The 16672-nt window shown below is 51.6% G+C and carries 14 protein-coding genes; 8 read left to right on the top strand and 6 right to left on the bottom strand.

All coding sequences use genetic code 11. From position 1 onward, the window contains the following. Positions 1–62 precede the first annotated feature (62 nt). Both DFP95_RS28675 and DFP95_RS16675 read left to right on the top strand, forming a co-directional pair. On the top strand, positions 63–248 hold the full coding sequence (locus tag DFP95_RS28675; RefSeq protein WP_147304173.1) for a hypothetical protein: 186 nt from the start codon (positions 63–65) through the stop codon (positions 246–248). Positions 249–358: 110 nt separating this feature from the next. Next, entirely contained in the window at positions 359–949 is a 591-nt protein-coding gene (locus tag DFP95_RS16675) for a class I SAM-dependent methyltransferase (protein ID WP_115993778.1), read from the top strand. Between the two features lie 260 nt (positions 950–1209). Here the strand turns inward: DFP95_RS16675 and DFP95_RS28670 are convergent, their stop codons facing one another. Both DFP95_RS28670 and DFP95_RS16660 read right to left on the bottom strand, forming a co-directional pair. Further along, positions 1210–2196 (bottom strand): polysaccharide deacetylase family protein, encoded by a 987-nt coding sequence (locus DFP95_RS28670; RefSeq protein ID WP_147304172.1) that lies wholly within the window; start codon positions 2194–2196, stop codon positions 1210–1212. 246 nt (positions 2197–2442) lie between these two features. Next, positions 2443–2985, bottom strand: a complete 543-nt coding sequence (locus tag DFP95_RS16660) for a MerR family transcriptional regulator (protein ID WP_181907470.1) — start codon at positions 2983–2985, stop codon at positions 2443–2445. Positions 2986–3212: 227 nt separating this feature from the next. Between DFP95_RS16660 and DFP95_RS16655 the strand changes: the two genes are divergently transcribed. Both DFP95_RS16655 and DFP95_RS16650 read left to right on the top strand, forming a co-directional pair. Next, positions 3213–4751, top strand: a complete 1539-nt coding sequence (locus DFP95_RS16655) for a bifunctional GNAT family N-acetyltransferase/carbon-nitrogen hydrolase family protein (protein WP_115993776.1) — start codon at positions 3213–3215, stop codon at positions 4749–4751. A gap of 15 nt (positions 4752–4766) precedes the next feature. Beyond that, positions 4767–5654 (top strand): carbon-nitrogen hydrolase family protein, encoded by an 888-nt coding sequence (locus tag DFP95_RS16650; RefSeq protein WP_115993775.1) that lies wholly within the window; start codon positions 4767–4769, stop codon positions 5652–5654. Between the two features lie 1200 nt (positions 5655–6854). Here the strand turns inward: DFP95_RS16650 and DFP95_RS16640 are convergent. Continuing rightward, entirely contained in the window at positions 6855–8537 is a 1683-nt protein-coding gene (locus DFP95_RS16640) for an ABC transporter substrate-binding protein (RefSeq protein ID WP_115993773.1), read from the bottom strand. Between the two features lie 157 nt (positions 8538–8694). Between DFP95_RS16640 and DFP95_RS16635 the strand changes: the two genes are divergently transcribed. Then, entirely contained in the window at positions 8695–10233 is a 1539-nt protein-coding gene (locus tag DFP95_RS16635; RefSeq protein WP_115993830.1) for a DUF4153 domain-containing protein, read from the top strand. A gap of 45 nt (positions 10234–10278) precedes the next feature. Then, positions 10279–10584 (top strand): DUF6509 family protein, encoded by a 306-nt coding sequence (locus tag DFP95_RS16630; RefSeq protein WP_425453295.1) that lies wholly within the window; start codon positions 10279–10281, stop codon positions 10582–10584. A gap of 101 nt (positions 10585–10685) precedes the next feature. On the opposite strand, the gene DFP95_RS28945 is transcribed toward DFP95_RS16630, so the two are convergent. Then, positions 10686–10847: a hypothetical protein gene (locus DFP95_RS28945; protein WP_181907468.1), complete on the bottom strand. Its 162-nt coding sequence runs from the start codon at positions 10845–10847 to the stop codon at positions 10686–10688. A 207-nt stretch (positions 10848–11054) separates the two neighbouring features. On the opposite strand from DFP95_RS28945, the gene DFP95_RS16625 reads away from it, so the two are divergent. Next, positions 11055–12797, top strand: coding sequence for an ABC transporter ATP-binding protein (locus DFP95_RS16625; protein ID WP_115993771.1), 1743 nt, complete (start codon positions 11055–11057; stop codon positions 12795–12797). 97 nt (positions 12798–12894) lie between these two features. Beyond that, positions 12895–14652, top strand: a complete 1758-nt coding sequence (locus DFP95_RS16620; RefSeq protein WP_115993770.1) for an ABC transporter ATP-binding protein — start codon at positions 12895–12897, stop codon at positions 14650–14652. Between the two features lie 29 nt (positions 14653–14681). Here DFP95_RS16620 and DFP95_RS16615 read toward each other — a convergent pair whose 3' ends face one another. Both DFP95_RS16615 and DFP95_RS16610 read right to left on the bottom strand, forming a co-directional pair. Beyond that, complete coding sequence (locus tag DFP95_RS16615) at positions 14682–15674, bottom strand: ABC transporter substrate-binding protein (protein WP_115993769.1); 993 nt, start codon at positions 15672–15674, stop codon at positions 14682–14684. A 91-nt stretch (positions 15675–15765) separates the two neighbouring features. After that, the gene (locus DFP95_RS16610; RefSeq protein ID WP_181907467.1) at positions 15766–16599 is read right to left on the bottom strand and encodes a helix-turn-helix domain-containing protein; all 834 of its coding nucleotides are present in this window, start codon (positions 16597–16599) and stop codon (positions 15766–15768) included. Between the last annotated feature and the right edge of the window lie 73 nt (positions 16600–16672).

Genomic DNA, 16672 nt, shown 5'->3' with positions numbered 1-16672 from the left:
TCGTTGTTTGCTGGTAAAATCCCCTTATTTGCGCACAAAAAAACCGCCAGGCTATGCCTGCGGTGAGCGGCTTATCCTTCAGGGGTCGCAGACGGATTCAACCCGCCCGCAGCATTCAGTTGTCGATCACCTTAATCGTAAAAGTCGAAACCGTAGACAAGCTTTGCATGCCGTTCACTCCCTTCAATGTAAGTAACTCCCATTTTATCTCGGAAGAGCAGATGATTGCAAGCGTTTTCTTGGTCTGAGTTTTTAAAATTGAGGATACCTGCTATTATGAGGATTGAGAGCGGGTATCCGTAGACGTATAATCGAACGATAAATAGATAGTTACCTGGAAAGAGCGGGGGAATGGGCATTGCAGGCTAATCCGTATCAGATATTGTCCATTCTGCTGATAGTGCTCGCGTTAGGGGCAGCCTTGTCCATCGTGTACTATAGTTGGAAGAACGGCATCTCGCCGATGCCTACGTCGAGGCGGGTTCGTCGAGCCGTCGCGGATGAGGTGAACCGGTTCTCCGGACCGGGCTTGCTCGTAGAGGCGGGCTCGGGTTGGGGAACGCTAGGCATCCATATTGCACGGTATTGCAAAGGCTGGCGGTTGGTCGGCCTCGAGAATTCGGCAATCCCCCTGCAGGCGTCGAAGATCCTGGTCTGGCTGACTTACGGGGTTTCGATGCGAGGGGCAGACAGGACGTCGGATTCACGGACAACGGTAGAGTTCCGTAAAGGAGACATTTACAAGTATTCTTACGAGGATGCGAGTATCGTCGTCTGCTATCTCTATCCGGGGGCAATGAAGAGGTTTGGCCCCATCCTGGAGGATCGGATGAGGACCGGCGCCCGCGTGATCAGCGTGTGCTTTGCTTTGCCCGGCTGGGAGCCGGAGCGGGTAGTGACCTGCAAGGATTTGTATCGGACTAAGGTTTACGTGTATGCAGTAGCGTAATGGATTGACATAGAAAGAAGAACTGGCAGACCCTAAAGGAATGAGGTCTGCCAGTTCATCTGTTTGCCGAATTCATAACGTTGCACCATCACTCTATTTTTCGAAACAGTAGGACTACGAGGTCGTTAGAGTGATGGGGTAACGTTATCTTGCCAATTCTCCGTTGCTTGCGAGTGCGATTGGGGCAATAGAGTGATGCCGTAACCTTAAGATCTCGAGAGTGCGCACATGAAGTCAAATAAAGTTCTACCGTAACGTTATTACTTAATGACCGAAGGATGGAATTGCTCGGACTCGATCAATTCCTCGACCGTGACGAATTCATACCCTTTGGCGGTAAGATCTTTAATTATGGACGGAAGCAGCTTAACCGTATGCTCGATCGCATGCTTGCGGCCGCCAAAGGAGTGCATAAGGATCACGCCGCCTTTGTGGGTATTGGACATCACGTTCTCGTGCATGTTCGATACGGAAGCTCCGTCCCAATCCAGCGTATCGACGGTCCAATACACATGCTTTAGATGCATCGAGTGAATGGCTTTCAGCACTTTATCGGAGATTGCGCCATAAGGAGCGCGAACGACCGCCGGGGTAACGCCGGTGGCGTCGAAGACGGCTTGTTGCGTTTTGTCTATTTCTACCGCGAGCTTCTTATCCGACAGCTTGGTCAGATCGCTATGACTCCAGGAATGATTGCCGATGGTGTGGCCTTCTTCGATGATGCGTTTCGCGATGTCCGGAAATTTCTTTACCTGAGGACCGACGACGAAGAAAGTGGCTTTTGCTTTGTATTCTTTCAAGATATCCAAAATTTGAGGCGTGTATTTCCCGTCGGGTCCGTCATCGAAGGTCAGCGCGATTAGCTTGCGGCCTTCGTACTTGTCGCCGTGCGTGCCGGTGTTCCCGGAATTCGGCTTAGGCGTTGGACTAGGATCAGGTTTAGGTGTTGGACTTGGTGGCGGGCTCGGGCTCGGCGTCGTGCTAGGACTAGGTTTAGGCGTCGGAGCCGTTACCTCGGGCTCAGGAGTCGTGCTCGGCGAAGGCGATTCGGTGGCCGGATTGGACTCCGTTGGTTCGGATGTCGCCGTCGGTGCGCCGGAATCGGCGTAAACCTCCCCGCCTATCAATCCGTTGATGTTCCATCCCTGCTGTACGGACAAGCCCCATAACCCCAATGCAAGCGCAATGAAGAAGAGCATACCCGATAAGGTACGTTTTTTAGTCTTTCTTTTCGGTTTTCCCCGCATTGCAAGTTCCTCCACAGCTCCGCTTTCCAATTCAGAAACGAGAGGCGCTTGGGGATGGTCCAAGCAGGAGGGATCCCCATCCCCGCCCGATTGGACCGATTTCGCTGTCTGTTCTCTTTGGTTAACTAATAGACGTTAGACGAAGGAATAAAGTTTGATGGTTTCCGTCGGTTTTTAAACATTTATGTCGGAGCTTCGCTGGGAATATCGTCAAGACTATGCGATAATATCCATTCCTCCCGGAATTCAGAAAAAAGACTTAAAGAAGCCGCGTTTTCTGGCTGGAGACGAAGCTTGTCCGAGGGGTTGACCGGGGGCGGGGAGACGGAATTCTTCTCGCGGCATGTCCGACTTGGAGCTTGTACCTTGGAGATTCTCCACGGATGCGGCGAGCTGGGCGACCATCTGGCGCAGTTCGTCCAACTCGGAGCGATGCTGCAATACTTGCGCGGAGACGACCTCGTCGGCTTTCTGGGTCAGCGAGCGCTCGACCTCGCGAATACGGGACAAGATTTCAGGCTCCTCGAGCTCGAACAAGTCGACCTCTGATCTGCGCGGCTCGCTGGCGGAGAGGGGGACGGGGAGCACGATCTGCTCCAAAGCGTTTCCTTGATCGACCTCGTCCTTGATATATAGAAGCAAGCTGATCTCCCGTTCGGAGAAGACGTAATGTCCCAGACGATCCTTAGGGAAGGAAGAGGGGTATTGGGAAGCCCAGCGTTTGACGGTCGTCTGGCTGACGCCCAACCGTTCGGAAGCTTCCTTGGTTTTGATAAGTCTCGCGTTCACGGCAATCACTCCATTCGCAAGTATTATTAATGTAATTCGAGACGGAATCGCGGCTCCCTGCGACGGTGACAAAGGTAGTGCCGATTCGCTAAACAAAGTGGTAAACCGGGGATGGAACCGCGCGATCCGCGCAAAAAGATTACAAATAACCGCTCATCGGATAATAGCGGCATGAAACTATTGGGTACAATAAAGATAAACGATCTTATAAAGGGGTCTATTTTTCTATGACAACCGATCAAATCTCTCAGTTCGAGAAGAAGATCATCATCCGCAACATTGAACGCAAAGACTTCAATAACATCATCGAGCTGCAAAATATTTGTTTTCCGAACATGGGACCATGGAAAATAGACCAGTTGGAGAGCCATATCCGCACGTTCCCAGACGGTCAAATCTGCGTCGAGCTGGACGGTGAGATTATCGGATCCTGTTCAAGCCTGATCGTGAACTTCGACGATTACTTGGAGCAGCATACCTATTCGGAGATCACGGACAAGGGCTATATCCGCAACCATAACCCGCGGGGCGGGAATCTGTACGGAATGGAAGTCATGGTGCATCCGGATTACCGGCGCATGAAGATCGGACGCAGGCTGTACGAGGCCAGGAAGCGGCTAGCGGAGAAGTTGAACCTGAAGAGCATCATCGTCGGCGGGCGCATCCCGGGTTACCATAATTACAGCGACAAGATGTCGCCGAGAGCCTATGCGGAGGAAGTGCTGCAGCAAAATATCTACGATTCTGTTCTCACTTTCCAGATGATGAACGGATTTACGCTGAAACGGATCATCACCAATTATTTGTCGGACGACGCGGATTCCAAGAACTTCGCGGCTTTGCTAGAATGGAATAACATCGAGTACAGGCCGAGCATCAACAAGACGCATTATAAAATGTCGTTCCCCGTACGGATTTGCGTGATCCAGTATATGATGAAGAAAATCGATTCCTTCGAGGAATTCGCCACGCAGTGCGAGCATTACGTGGATGTAGCGTCGGATTACAAATCGGATTTCGCGGTCTTTCCAGAGAACATTACGATGCAGTTGCTCTCCTTCCTGGACGAGCGCTCGCCGAGCTTGGCCGTACGGAAGCTGACGACGTTCACGACCAATTACGTGGAGCTGTTCACCGAGCTTGCGGTCAAGTATAACGTAAACATTATCGGCGGATCGCATTTCGTGGAGAACAATAACCGTATCTACAACGTGGCCCATTTGTTCCGTAGAGACGGCACGATCGAGCAGCAATACAAGCTTCATATCTCCCCGAACGAGCGCAAATGGTGGGGGATCAACGGCGGCTCGGAGCTGGGAGTGTTCGACACGGACTGCGGCAAAATATCGATCCAGCTCAGCAGCGATATCGAATATCCGGAGGTTTCCCGGATCGTCGCGGAGGAAGGGGCGCAGATCATTTTCGTGCCCTTCTGCGCGGAAGATAGGCAGACGTTCTTGCGGGTAAAATATTGCGCGCAGGCCCGGGCGATCGAGAACCAAGTGTTCATCGTGACGGCCGGGACGGTCGGGAACCTGACGCACGTGGATAACGTGGATATTCAGTACGCCCAGTCCGGAATTTACACGCCTGCGGATTTCGCGTTCTCCCGCGATGGAATAGCCGGGGAGTGCAGCGAAAATACGGAAACGGTCATCATGGCGGAGGTAGACATGGAGACTCTGGAGAGGTATCGTAAATCGAAGGATGCCTTGTCGTTCCAAGATCGGAGAACGGATATTTATTCCTTGCAAATTCGTTCCTAACATACAGAGGTGCATATGAAAAAACTAACGATCGCAACCGCCCAATACGGATTAGCGGATATCCTCACGCAGGAGCAATTCTGGACGGGAATATCGGCGAAAATCCGGGAAGCCGCCGAGAGCGGCGCCGCCATGATTATTTTTCCCGAATACATGACCGCGCATCTTCTAAGCGTCGTGCCGTCCATGCTTCACGATGACGCTTGCCACTTCCTGGACCAGCTGACGGACGAATACGTCCGGTTCTTCACGGAGCATAGCCGCGAGTCGAATATCGCGATACTCGCGGGAACTCACATTTGCAAAGAAGGCGAGGAGGAAGGCGAATACGCGAACAAGGCGTTCCTCTTCTTCCCCGACGGCCGAATCGAGACGCAGTGCAAGGTGCATCTGACGCCGGAGGAGCAGATTCGCTGGCCTCTGATCGCGGGCGACGAGCTGAACGTGTTCGATACGGAGTGGGGCAAGATGGCGATTCTCACTTGTTACGATATCGAATTCCCGGAGCTGGCAAGGGCGGCGGCGCTTAGAGGCGTAGAGCTGATCCTTTGCCCGTCGTACACCGATAGCGCATATGGATATTATCGCGTACGTCATTGCTGCCAAGCGAGGGCGATCGAGAATCAGCTGTTCGTCGCGCTGAGCGGGCTGGTCGGATCGTTGTCCGAGGATCGGCCGCAAGTGGATACGGGGTATTGCCAAGCAGGCGTGTTCACCCCATGCGACCTTCCCTTCGAGGCGGACGGCATCTTGCGCGTCGGCGAAGTGAACGAGGATATGACGGTACTTTCCGTAATCGACTTCCACAGGCTCCGCGAGAATCGCGAGCGCGGCGCGGTCGCGCCTTTCTACGACCGCCGGCCGGACGTATACGAGCACGAGCATGGGAAAACGCAGGTTTAAAAAGACGATTGCCCTTCTAAGATGAGGAGGCGATCGTTTTTTTATCCAGGAGCGACGTTCGAGCAAATAAGCCGCGAGGCGGTTACTACTTAGGTGCCCGCTATTCAGTACACTTCTCGGCGGTACTATTTGACTTAAAGTAGCCTAATGAAGTAAAAGCGCGCGACGATGAGCAATATGCCTGCCCAAAATTTAAAATCTGCTATTAATTGGCGTAGCAACGGTTGTGATTCTAGGTAAGTAGGATGGTAATCATCGTTATTCAAGCTAATGAGCCATATTGAAACCAAAGTAGTTTGAAGAACATCGCTATTGATCGAATATTCGGAGGGAATACACTAAATTTAGAACAATAGCGATAATAAACATCCTTATCCAGCTTATTTTTGGACCATGTATTGAAATTACATTGAATAGCATCACTATTGGATATCTACCCAAGAGAGCTGCCTTTTACAGACCTAAGTAGTAACCGCCAGGCCGGGACTAATCACTCACAGGAAGCGTCTTCCCGCTCCTTTTTGTAAGTTCGGGCTTCTACCACCTATGATCCGTATATGTAGTTGCCTCCCGGCGGATACATCCTCGATCGGCTAGGACTTCTCCTTTGCGGTAACCCCCTTCTTATAATAGATAGTCTCTTTCGTTACGTCGTAATAGTAATTGAACGACAAGAAGAAACATAGGAATACTCTCGCCAAGAACCGCGAAGATGGAGCCTCCATACTGCAACGCGATGTCATTAATCGGAATGGAGGAGATCAATGTACAGTTGCAGGTTTCCATCCTCAAACCAAGATACTCTGTTGTCAAAAATAATTAATAGATAAACAAGAATAATATATGGAAATGCTAACGCTACATACTTAAGTCCCGACCTTTCAACGGACTTAAGTGACCATCTCCATAAGAAATATATCGACACTTTTGCTGCAAGTATTACTAAGGGGAGAAGGAATATCCCAATCATGAAGTATATTAGCATCACGGAGAGAGTGTACGCCAAAGAGAAAAGTACAGACCCTATTGAGAAATATAGGATGTACCTAATGTAACTTTTAGCTTTATCTTTGCTATGAATTAAAGACACAGAACTCATCACCTTTCACCTTTCGTATTAACCGAATGATTACGAAAAGACAAACTATACCAATAAATTATTAATACCAACATACAGAAATTCCGCTGAGAACCGCCCGATTACTCCATAACCGGAGGAAACCAAATCGTCCGAAGATTGACCCAGCCCTGCGAGTTGAAGGTCACTCCACGCACGGACGGGAGATAAGCGGTAGGTAGCGGTCTTTCCGATAAAATGCACAGATGATGATCCCGGATAAGCGACTCTTCGACATGCTTAAGGTGGGCAGCCCGGACGCGCGCGTCGGGTTCTTTGACCGCAGCGGCGAGAATATTCCCGATATCGATCCGATTGTGGGCATCGACGTGCTCGGCGATCGTGAGATACAGGTCGAACAAGCGAAGCTGCTCGTCCTGATCGCGAATGAGCGAGAACACGATCAGGTCGGATTCCAGCCGGATATCCCCTTTGAATTCTTCGGGCGAGGGGGAGACGACCTTGCATGCATAACCGGAATGCTCGAGCGACTGAGCTAAAGCCTCCGCATCCTGCCGGTATTGGGGGATGGTCGCGATCTGAAGCACGCGATCGCCTTCGTTGTTCGGGGGAACGACTGCAGGCTGGTTCGTATCGCTTCCCCGAAGGCAATCCAATACGTGAGCCCGAACGGTCGGATCGTTTAACGGTCCGGCCTTTTTGGTGTTGCAGGTGACGAATTTCCGTATGGTCGTGCCGGAGTGGATCTGGCTCCAGTTGACTTCGGCGGCGGAGGGACTGTGGATGACGTGAAAAGGCGAAAGAACCTCTCCGTGCGAATTCTCCGTCTCCCACGGTACATGCACAATCTCGACCCGATCGAGGTGCGCCCTGGCTTGGAAGTAGGGAGCGAACACTTCCAGCACGCAGACGCTCTCGCTCATCTCCGTCACTTTGAATGGCCCGGTGCCCATCGGCATCGACCCGAAACGGCCGGTGCCCATTTGCCCGAGATCCTTGGGAACGATAGCGGCGCGGCTGGTGCATAGGAAGGGCAGGAATAGCTCGTTGGGCTCCTCCAGCTCGAAACGAACGGTGGTCGGAGTTAGGGCGCGCACGGATTTGATAGGTTTATAAATAAAGCTGTACAACGTTCTGCGAGAAGAGCGGATCAAGCGCTCGAACGAGTAGACGACATCTTCGGCCGTCATGATTTTGCCATGGTGGAAGAGAACTTCCTTGCGAAGATGGAAAGTCCAGACGGTCCGGCTTTCATCCGCTTCCCAAGCATGAGCGATGGCGGGGAGAATCTCGTCCGGCTTATCGGTTCTCCGCGCCAAACCATCGAACACGTGGCTGGAGACGAAGGATTCGGCGAGCAAATTCATGTATAGGGGATCGAACGTGTGCAGCTTCTGACGGATCGGAATTCGTAAAGTATCGATCTGCTTGTCGCTCTTGATCTCGGAGTGGTGGCCGAAGTAAGAGAGTAGCCAGCCTTGAAGGTGCTCTTGCAGCGTAGACGACCGCCTATGGGCTCGAATCTGCTCGATCGCTTGCGACATATCCTTTCGGTTGATCGCCTGCATCATAGATTGCACGGCGATTTCCTCGGGCTGCACGAGAAACCGCAACGTCGAGCGTCGTCCGCGTCCGCGATAAGCATCCCAAGCGATCCAGCCGTTGTCCGACATTTTCCGAATAATATTCGTCGCGTTGCGATGCGTGCATTCCAGTCGCCCGGCAAGCTCGTCCAAAGTGACGACGGCGGATTCCAAGCTCCCGTAAAGGGAGTGGAGCTTAAGGAATTGTTGGTTCAACTTCATGGGAAACGCGCCTCCTGGCGTAATCCGATTCACGAAACTTCGCACCGGACCTGCCTTCATTAAAATAGGAAATTAATCGCACGGTTGTTTCTCTTTATTTTCCTATTTTAACATCTACAATAGGCTTTAGGAATAACGGGAAACGGGGGTTATGGAAGTGGATCCAACAAGAAAATGGACTATAGGGCGTTCGTTGGTCGCGCTGATCGGCGCCTTCGTTCTGGCTATCGTTCACCAGTATCTGTTCTACGGCAACGTGCCTGGGGTATCTTATCCCCTATTCATGCTACTGTTATATGTCTATCTGTTCCACGATATCAGAAACCGATTAATGGAAATCCATTGGTTCGGGTGGTTCTTGTTCACGGTCGTTATGCTGCTCTCGATGACTTTCGTGCTGTACGACAACTTGGTTTTCTATCTGCTCAATATGCTGGTTATTCCGCCTCTCGTCTTCATTCATCTCGCTTTCGTCCGAGGGTCGAAGAAGTTCGATTGGTGGGACATCCGAATCGTGGGGAGCGCGCTGAACCACTTAATTCCCCAAAGCTTGCGGCATGTGCCGACGGTATTTCGGATCTTAAAGGTCCTAACCGCAAGAAGGTTGGGCGATCGTCAGAAGAGCATCATGAGCAAAGTGCTTATCGGCCTAGCGATCGCATTGCCGCTTCTGATCATCGTCGTGAACCTATTGGCCTCGGCTGACGGACTGTTTAATCGGTTTCTGGCCGGACTTCCGGAGTGGTGGAACGATCTATCGCTCGGGAATAGCTTTGCCCGTTTTATATGGATCGTTATCTTCGGAGTGCTGTTCTTCGGTTACTTCTGGGGCTTCGTGAAACCGAAGAACAGTCGTCCCGAAGTCGGAATTGTCGGGAAGGCGGTTCAAGAGGATAAAGGCTTTAAGATCGATCCGATCATTATGGCCACGCTATTGATTTCCGTGAACGTCGTTTACGTGCTTTTCGTGCTCGTTCAATTTACGTACCTCTTCGGGGCATGGGATGGAGCGCTGCCCGATGGCAAAACGTACGCGGAATATGCCAGAAGCGGGTTCTTGGAGCTCGTGACCGTTTCGATGATTAATTTTGCCATACTCATGACGACGTTGGTCTATGGAGGGGGCGAGGACGGGTTATTGAGGCGGATGAACGCGATCCTGCTCTATATATTGGTAGGGTGTTCGGGGGTCATGCTCTATTCCGCGTACATGAGGCTCATTCTGTATGAGGAGGTTTATGGCTATACGTATATTCGCTTCCTCGTTCATGCGTTCATGATCTATTTGGCCATTTTGCTTATCATCGCGGCTCTTCGGATACGCAGCATCAAGATCCCGCTGGCTCAATGTTACATCGTCATTAGCCTGGCTGCGTACGTGATGGTTAACTATGCGGGGATGGATCGCATCATCGCCGAGAAGAACATCGAACGCTACCGGGACAGCGGGAATATCGACGCTCCGTACTTGAGCACGCTGTCCGTCGACGCATTCCCGCTTCTGGTCGAGTTCAGCAAGAAGGAATATCCGGCTATGAAGCCGCTACTGGAGAAAAAACGGGTTTCTCTATCTAGCGAGGACCGGAGATGGCCTTCGTTCAACGCTTCTCGATACCGCGCGGAGAAGCAGTTATCTCGTTTGTTCGGAGAAGCGGAGAGAGTATCGCCTCGCCCAACCTCGTCCCCGTTCCCATAACCGTGTATAATAAACATTCATAGACGCAAGCGGACATAGGAAGGAATGACGAGCATGCTTACGATCGCGGAATACAGCGTGGAGCTGGTGAAGGATCCTTTTCAAATTCTATCGGGCAAACGGTACGAATTTCTGCTGGACCTGGAGCTCGACGAGGACGACGAGTTGTACTCCGTGCAGGGGATAACGATTAAGCTGGTGTATAAAGTGGACGGAGAAGAAGGAGCCATCGTGAATTACGATTTGATCGAGAAATCGACGGAGCGCTACTTGGATCTCGACTTGGAAGCCGAAGAAGAGGAAGCTCTGGCGGCTTTCTGCAAGGAGCATTACAACGAAGCGGAAGAATAGTCCGCGGAATAACCCCCCGATTCGCTCAACAGCAACGAAACGACAACAGGACCCTTCGATTATCGCGCACAGCGATCGTGGAAGGGTCTGTCATTCCGTCCTTAAAATTTCGGAAGCACGTATTGAGCCAAGAAATACAGAATACCTAAAGTAATCGCGACGTATGCGGCGTACTTAATGAAAGTGGAAGCAACTTGGCTGGAATCTATTCTTTTCTCCACGTGCCGCTCTTCGATTTCCATGTTGCGGTGCTGGACCGTCATCTGAACCACCCTCTCTCCCAAGATTAGGGAATAGTTTCGTTGACTATTGTTACCCGGAGCCAGTCGCGGTGAATCAGTCGCCAACGGGCGAGAGAGGAGTTCCGAACGATGTAAGTATATATACGGGTTACCCAAGGAACTGTAAAATCAGGAAGAATCTATTATGACGAATTTCGGATTCGTCTTTCGCAAAAAGGAGGAAAGCACTTGTCTTTCGTCATTCGATTAAAATGGTTTTTCAAGGATAGAGGTTGGAGCTACGCCGTTGCGATCGCGTTGATGGCTACGGTCAGCCTATTGTCGATGATCCCGCCCAAGCTGATCGGGGACACTATCGATTCGATCAAAACAGACACGCTAACCGCATCGGGGCTCAGTCAAACCGTTCTCTGGCTCGTTTGCCTCTCCGTGTTCTTATACGTGATGGTGTACACATGGATAACGACCCTGTTCGGCAACTCCGCGCTCATCGAGAAATTACTTAGAGGCCGCCTGCTGACTCATCTCTCCAAGATGAAGCCGTCATTCTTCCAACGCAACAGCACGGGGCAGTTGATGGCGCTTGCGACCAACGATATACTGGCGATCGGGCAAACGGCCGGGTACGGCGTCATGACTTTGGTCAATACGCTCGTGGGCGCTTCCGTCGTCATTGCTATGATGCTCGCATACATAAGCGCCAAGCTGATGATCGCGGCATTGCTTCCCTTACCTCTTCTCGTACTCGTCATAAGCAGACTGGGCAAGCAGGTGAGAAACCGATTCATATCCGCTCAGGAATCCTTCGGCAAAATGAACGATCACGTTCTGGAGTCCATCTCCGGGATCCGCGTCATTCGTTCTTACGTACAGGAGAATAAAGATCTTCGCGCTTTCGACGAGATGACTTCGGAAGTCATGAACAAGAACAAGCGGGTGTCTATTCTGAACGCGCTCTTCCAGCCTTTGATTTCGATCATCGTCGGAGTCAGCTACTGCATCGGAATCGGGTACGGCTCGTATCTCGTGTTCGAGAACGAAATATCGCTTGGACAGCTGATCTCCTTCAACATTTATTTGGGCATGCTTATCTGGCCCATGATCTCCTTCGGAGAGTTTATTAACGTGCTTCAGCGGGGAAGCGCCTCGGCGGACCGCTTGGAGACGGCGCTGACCCAGCAGCCGGATCTGCGGGATATCGAGAGTCCCATCCAGGTCCAGGCGCCGACGGTTATCGAGTTGAAGCGGTTGTCCTTCACGTACCCGACGGCTACTCGCCCGAGTCTAGAGGAGATTTCCTTTCGGCTGGAGCGCGGGGAGACGCTTGGCATCGTCGGCAGGACGGGGAGCGGAAAGAGCACGCTGCTTAAGCAGCTTTTGCGCCAATATCCGGTCGATCCGGAAATGCTCTATATCTCCGACATTTCCGTCGAGAATATCGCCCAGGAACAAGTGAAGCGCTGGGTGGCATACGTTCCGCAAGAGCATTTGCTGCTGTCCAAATCCATTCGCGATAACATCGCGCTCGGCAAGCCGGACGCGACGGCGGAGGAAATCGACCGCGCGGTGGAGATGGCTTCCTTCACCCAAGACATCGCCCAGATGCCGGAAGGGCTTGGGACGATCGTGGGCGAGAACGGCGTCATGCTATCGGGCGGGCAGAAGCAGCGGCTTGCGATAGCGCGGGCGCTGCTGATCGATTCGGAAATTCTGCTCCTCGACGATTCGTTGTCGGCCGTGGATGCCAGGACGGAAAGCCGCATCGTGCATCAGATCCGTCAGGAACGCGCAGGCAAGACGACGCTCATTACGACGCATCGCCTCTCCGCCGTTAGTCATGCCAACTGGATTCTGGTGCTGGACGAAGGCCGAATACGGGAGCAGGGAACGCATGAGCAATTGATGCTTCTCGGCGGCTGGTACAAGGAGCAGTGGGAACGCCAGCAAATGGAAGCGAGTTTGGATGAGTAAGGTTAGCGAGCAAGCTGCCCGCCACGATGCAACCGTTCCCTTTCACCGAAGGTGACTAGGGCGGATGTCACTCTATAGAAGGAGGCTATCGATCGACATGAAGCCCCAACCAACCACGGCGCGAAGGCTTCTCGCCTACGCGCTCGTCTACAAATACAGAATCCTCGGCTCGTTGCTCGTGTTGTGCTGCGCGGTAGGAGCCGAGCTCGGCGGTCCGTTCATTATCAAGACCATTATCGATAAGCATTTAACGCCCGATACGGGAAACCTTGCGCCGGTGTTCACATTGCTCGCGATCTATATCGGGCTGCTGCTGATAGCCGGAGTGAGTAACTTCACGCAATCGTATACGCTGCAATCGACGGCTTTACAGATCATCAAGAACATGCGGATGGACTTGATGCGGCACATCCAGCGAATTCCGCTGCGTTACTTCGACAATACGCCGATCGGTCAGGTCGTCTCGCGCATAGCGAACGACACCGAGGCGATTCGAGACTTGTTCATGAGCTTCATGGCGACCTTTATCGTGAGCTTCATTCAGTTGGCGGGCATATTCGTCGCTTTGTTCATTTTGGATGCGCGCTTGGCTTCTTATGTGCTAGTTCTGCCGCCATTGTTCGCAATTATCATGTACGTCCATCTGAAGTACTCGAAGAAGTACATCGCCGTCATGCGCGCACGGCTTAGCGACATGAACGCCATGATCAATGAATCCATTGTGGTTATGCCGATTATTCAGGCGTTCCGTCGGGAGAAGGTGACATTAGAGGAGTTCGGTGTCCTCAATGAAGATCGCTACGTAAACCAAGTGAAGCAATTCCGCGTATTCTCCTTGTCTTCCCGCAATATCGTAGGAACGATAGGAAGTCTGGTCACGGCTTACGTTATCTGGTACTTCGGTAACCAGTCGTTGCTCGAAGCTTCGATCTCTTTCGGAGTTTTCTATGCCTTCATCGATTATTTAGGGCGTATCTTCAATCCCATAATCGGGATCTTCGATCAGCTCACGAACGCGCAGAGAGCTTTCGTGTCCGCGGAGAAAGTATTCGTTATTCTTGATTTGGAAGGCAAGGAAGTCGAAGAAGCGGATAAGGTGAAGCGTCCTGAAGGTATCGTGAAGTTCGACGACGTCACGTTCGCCTACAATGATGGGGACAACGTCTTGAAGGGCATCAACTTCGAAGCGCGCAAGGGAGAGACGGTGGCGCTGGTCGGCCATACGGGCTCGGGCAAAAGCTCGATCATCAACTTGCTGCTCGGCTTCTACGAACCTGGAAGTGGCAGCATCACCGTGGACGGAACGGACATTCGGACAATATCCAAGCAGGCGCTGCGCAAGCATATGGGCATCGTCCTTCAGGATCCTTATCTCTTCGCCGGCGATATCAAATTTAACGTAAGCTTGTATAACAAAGACATTTCGCTGGAGCAGGTGAAAAAAGCGTTAAGCGACGTCGGAGCCTCAGCCTTCATCGAGCAGCTTCCGAATGGTTACGACGAGCAGGTGGTGGAGAGGGGAAGCACGTTATCTTCCGGTCAACGTCAACTCATCTCCTTCGCAAGGGCTCTTGCGTTCGATCCGTCCATCCTCATTCTCGACGAGGCGACGGCCAGCATCGACAGCGAGACGGAAGGCTTAATCCAGCAGGCGCTCAAGGTCGTCAGCGAAGGCCGGACGACGTTAATCATCGCGCATAGGCTCTCCACGATCAGGGATGCGAACCAGATTCTCGTGCTCCATCGAGGAGAGATCGTCGAACGTGGCAATCACGATCAATTGATGGCGCTCGGGGGACGCTACTTCAAGATGTATCAGCTGCAAAAAGGAGAAAAAGCATCTTTGCCTGTTTAGGCGAAGATGCTTTTCTTTATCGGCAACCGTTATTTGGCGTCCTTGATGATTCCTTCGATCGTTTCCAACCCTTTGAATTGGCCCATCGCCAGCGGGCCGACGATCTCGGTGTCCACGATGAAGAGTTTACCGTTCTTCACGGCCTTCAGATTGTTCCAGACGGGGTTGGTCTTGAGATCCTCGACCTTCATTTCAGCGGTGTTCGTAAAGTCCTCTCCAAGGAAAATATAGTCGGGATCCACGCTGCTGACGCTTTCCAAGCTAAGCTCGCCCCAATCCTCCATGTCTTTGAATTTGCCGAAGCCTAGCTTCTCGTAGTATGGCGCCATCCGTTCTCCGCCGTAATAGTTAAATCCTTTACCCCACGTCATCATGAAAATGGCGGTTTTGCCTTTTTCGCCGGTTTGGTCCATTTGACTCGCAAGCTCTACAAGCTTGTTATTATAGTCGTCCATATATTGCTGCGCTTTGTCTTCCTCGTTAATCAGAGCGGCGACTTTGGCGATCGTGTCCTGCCAATTCTCGGTTTGATTGATGAGGACTGTCGGAGCGATTTTGGACAGCTGGTCGTAGATTTTCTCGTCATCCTGCCATGCGATGATCACATCGGGATTAAGCGCCGTAATTTTCTCTAAATTGGGCGTATCGCCGAGATCGGCGATCCTTCCGTCCTTCGTGAACGGGTCATACACGGGGAAGTTTTTCAACGAGCTTAAGCCTACGACTCCGCCGACAACGGCTTGCTCGCCGATTGCGAAGAGATGCTCGGCGAACGGGAAGTAAGTAATGGCGATAGTCTTCGGCTTCGCCTCCAGCACGGTTTCGCCTTTATCGTGCACGATCGTCTTGGGATAAGCGGATGCTTGCTCGGATGACGGACTAGTTTGTTCCGTTTCCGTAGCCGGAGAGCTAGCGGAGTTCTCGGATGCGTTGTTGTTCCCGCATGCGGAGAAGATGGCGATCAACAATATAGCGATGATACTTACTGAAAGGCTTCGATAAACGCGGTTGCTAGCGAACATTCTATTTTCCTCCACAAGTTATAATTGATAATGATTTTCATTGTCATTAAAAATTATAAACAAGAGGTATCCTTTTGCAAATAGACAATTCCTAAATAGAGGGTGGATAATTACCCTGCGTTTGACGGAACAGGGTCGGGGAGCAACCGACGTGTATCTTAAACAATCTGCTGAAATAATGAGCATCGGAGTAGCCGACGCGGGTGGAGATATCGCGAATGGTGCAGCTGCTCATGGCTAGCAATTGCTTGGCGTGCTTCATCCTCTGCTGGATGAGATAATCGATCGGGAATATCCCGCAATACTTGCTGAAGTGATACGAGAAAGGCTTTATTTCCATTCCGGCTATGCCGGCAAGCTCGTTCAAGGAAAAAGAATTCATGTAGTGGCTATGAATATAGTCGATGACGCGTTCGATGGCATGCTTGCTGTCCCTATTCGATTGGCTCCGGGCGGAAGAGAGCATCTCGTGGAGGATGGAGTAGAACAGCCCCTTCGCTTCGAAAGCTTCGATATTGCCGGGAGTGGCCGACGTCTGATTCAATCGGTGCAGCAGCTCCACGATGATCGGGTTTTCGCCAGTATCTAGCGCGTAGTGATGCATGGAATACCCTGCGCTCGCGCCGGATGAGGGGATTAACGCATAGTGAATAAGAATATATTCGAATCCGTGAGGACCGACCTTTAGATTCAAGGTCATGTTCTTGGCACCATGCGCGACTCGTCCCGGCGAAAGCTCGTAAGAAATTCCGTCGAACTCGAATACGGCTTGTCCCCGAAGGGCGAATACGAAGCTGGTATTCTCGGTAGGGTAGGCTTTGGTATGCCCTATATAATCTCCCGGCTCCCATCGCGCCTTGTAGACTCCGCGCACGGAAAGGGAACCGTTATTCAACTGCTTGGCCAATTCGTTAAGATCGATCATTTGCATCACCTATGTTCAATAAAACAATACGGAAGCCTTCGGGTCAAGTGTAGAAAAATATAGACTTTACAAT

Source organism: Cohnella lupini, from assembly GCF_003386205.1.
Lineage (GTDB): Bacteria > Bacillota > Bacilli > Paenibacillales > Paenibacillaceae > Cohnella > Cohnella lupini.
The sequence above is the reverse complement of the archived record's forward strand: the minus strand, read 5'-3'. Positions and strand labels throughout refer to the sequence as shown.

Coding starts and splice junctions, on each gene's coding strand:
- DFP95_RS28945 (WP_181907468.1), bottom strand. CDS start 10,847: ATGACGGTCCAGCACCGCAACATGGAAATCGAAGAGCGGCACGTGGAG.
- DFP95_RS16640 (WP_115993773.1), bottom strand. CDS start 8,537: ATGAAGTTGAACCAACAATTCCTTAAGCTCCACTCCCTTTACGGGAGC.
- DFP95_RS16620 (WP_115993770.1), top strand. CDS start 12,895: ATGAAGCCCCAACCAACCACGGCGCGAAGGCTTCTCGCCTACGCGCTC.
- DFP95_RS16650 (WP_115993775.1), top strand. CDS start 4,767: ATGAAAAAACTAACGATCGCAACCGCCCAATACGGATTAGCGGATATC.
- DFP95_RS16655 (WP_115993776.1), top strand. CDS start 3,213: ATGACAACCGATCAAATCTCTCAGTTCGAGAAGAAGATCATCATCCGC.
- DFP95_RS28670 (WP_147304172.1), bottom strand. CDS start 2,196: ATGCGGGGAAAACCGAAAAGAAAGACTAAAAAACGTACCTTATCGGGT.
- DFP95_RS16615 (WP_115993769.1), bottom strand. CDS start 15,674: ATGTTCGCTAGCAACCGCGTTTATCGAAGCCTTTCAGTAAGTATCATC.
- DFP95_RS16630 (WP_425453295.1), top strand. CDS start 10,279: ATGACGAGCATGCTTACGATCGCGGAATACAGCGTGGAGCTGGTGAAG.
- DFP95_RS16610 (WP_181907467.1), bottom strand. CDS start 16,599: ATGATCGATCTTAACGAATTGGCCAAGCAGTTGAATAACGGTTCCCTT.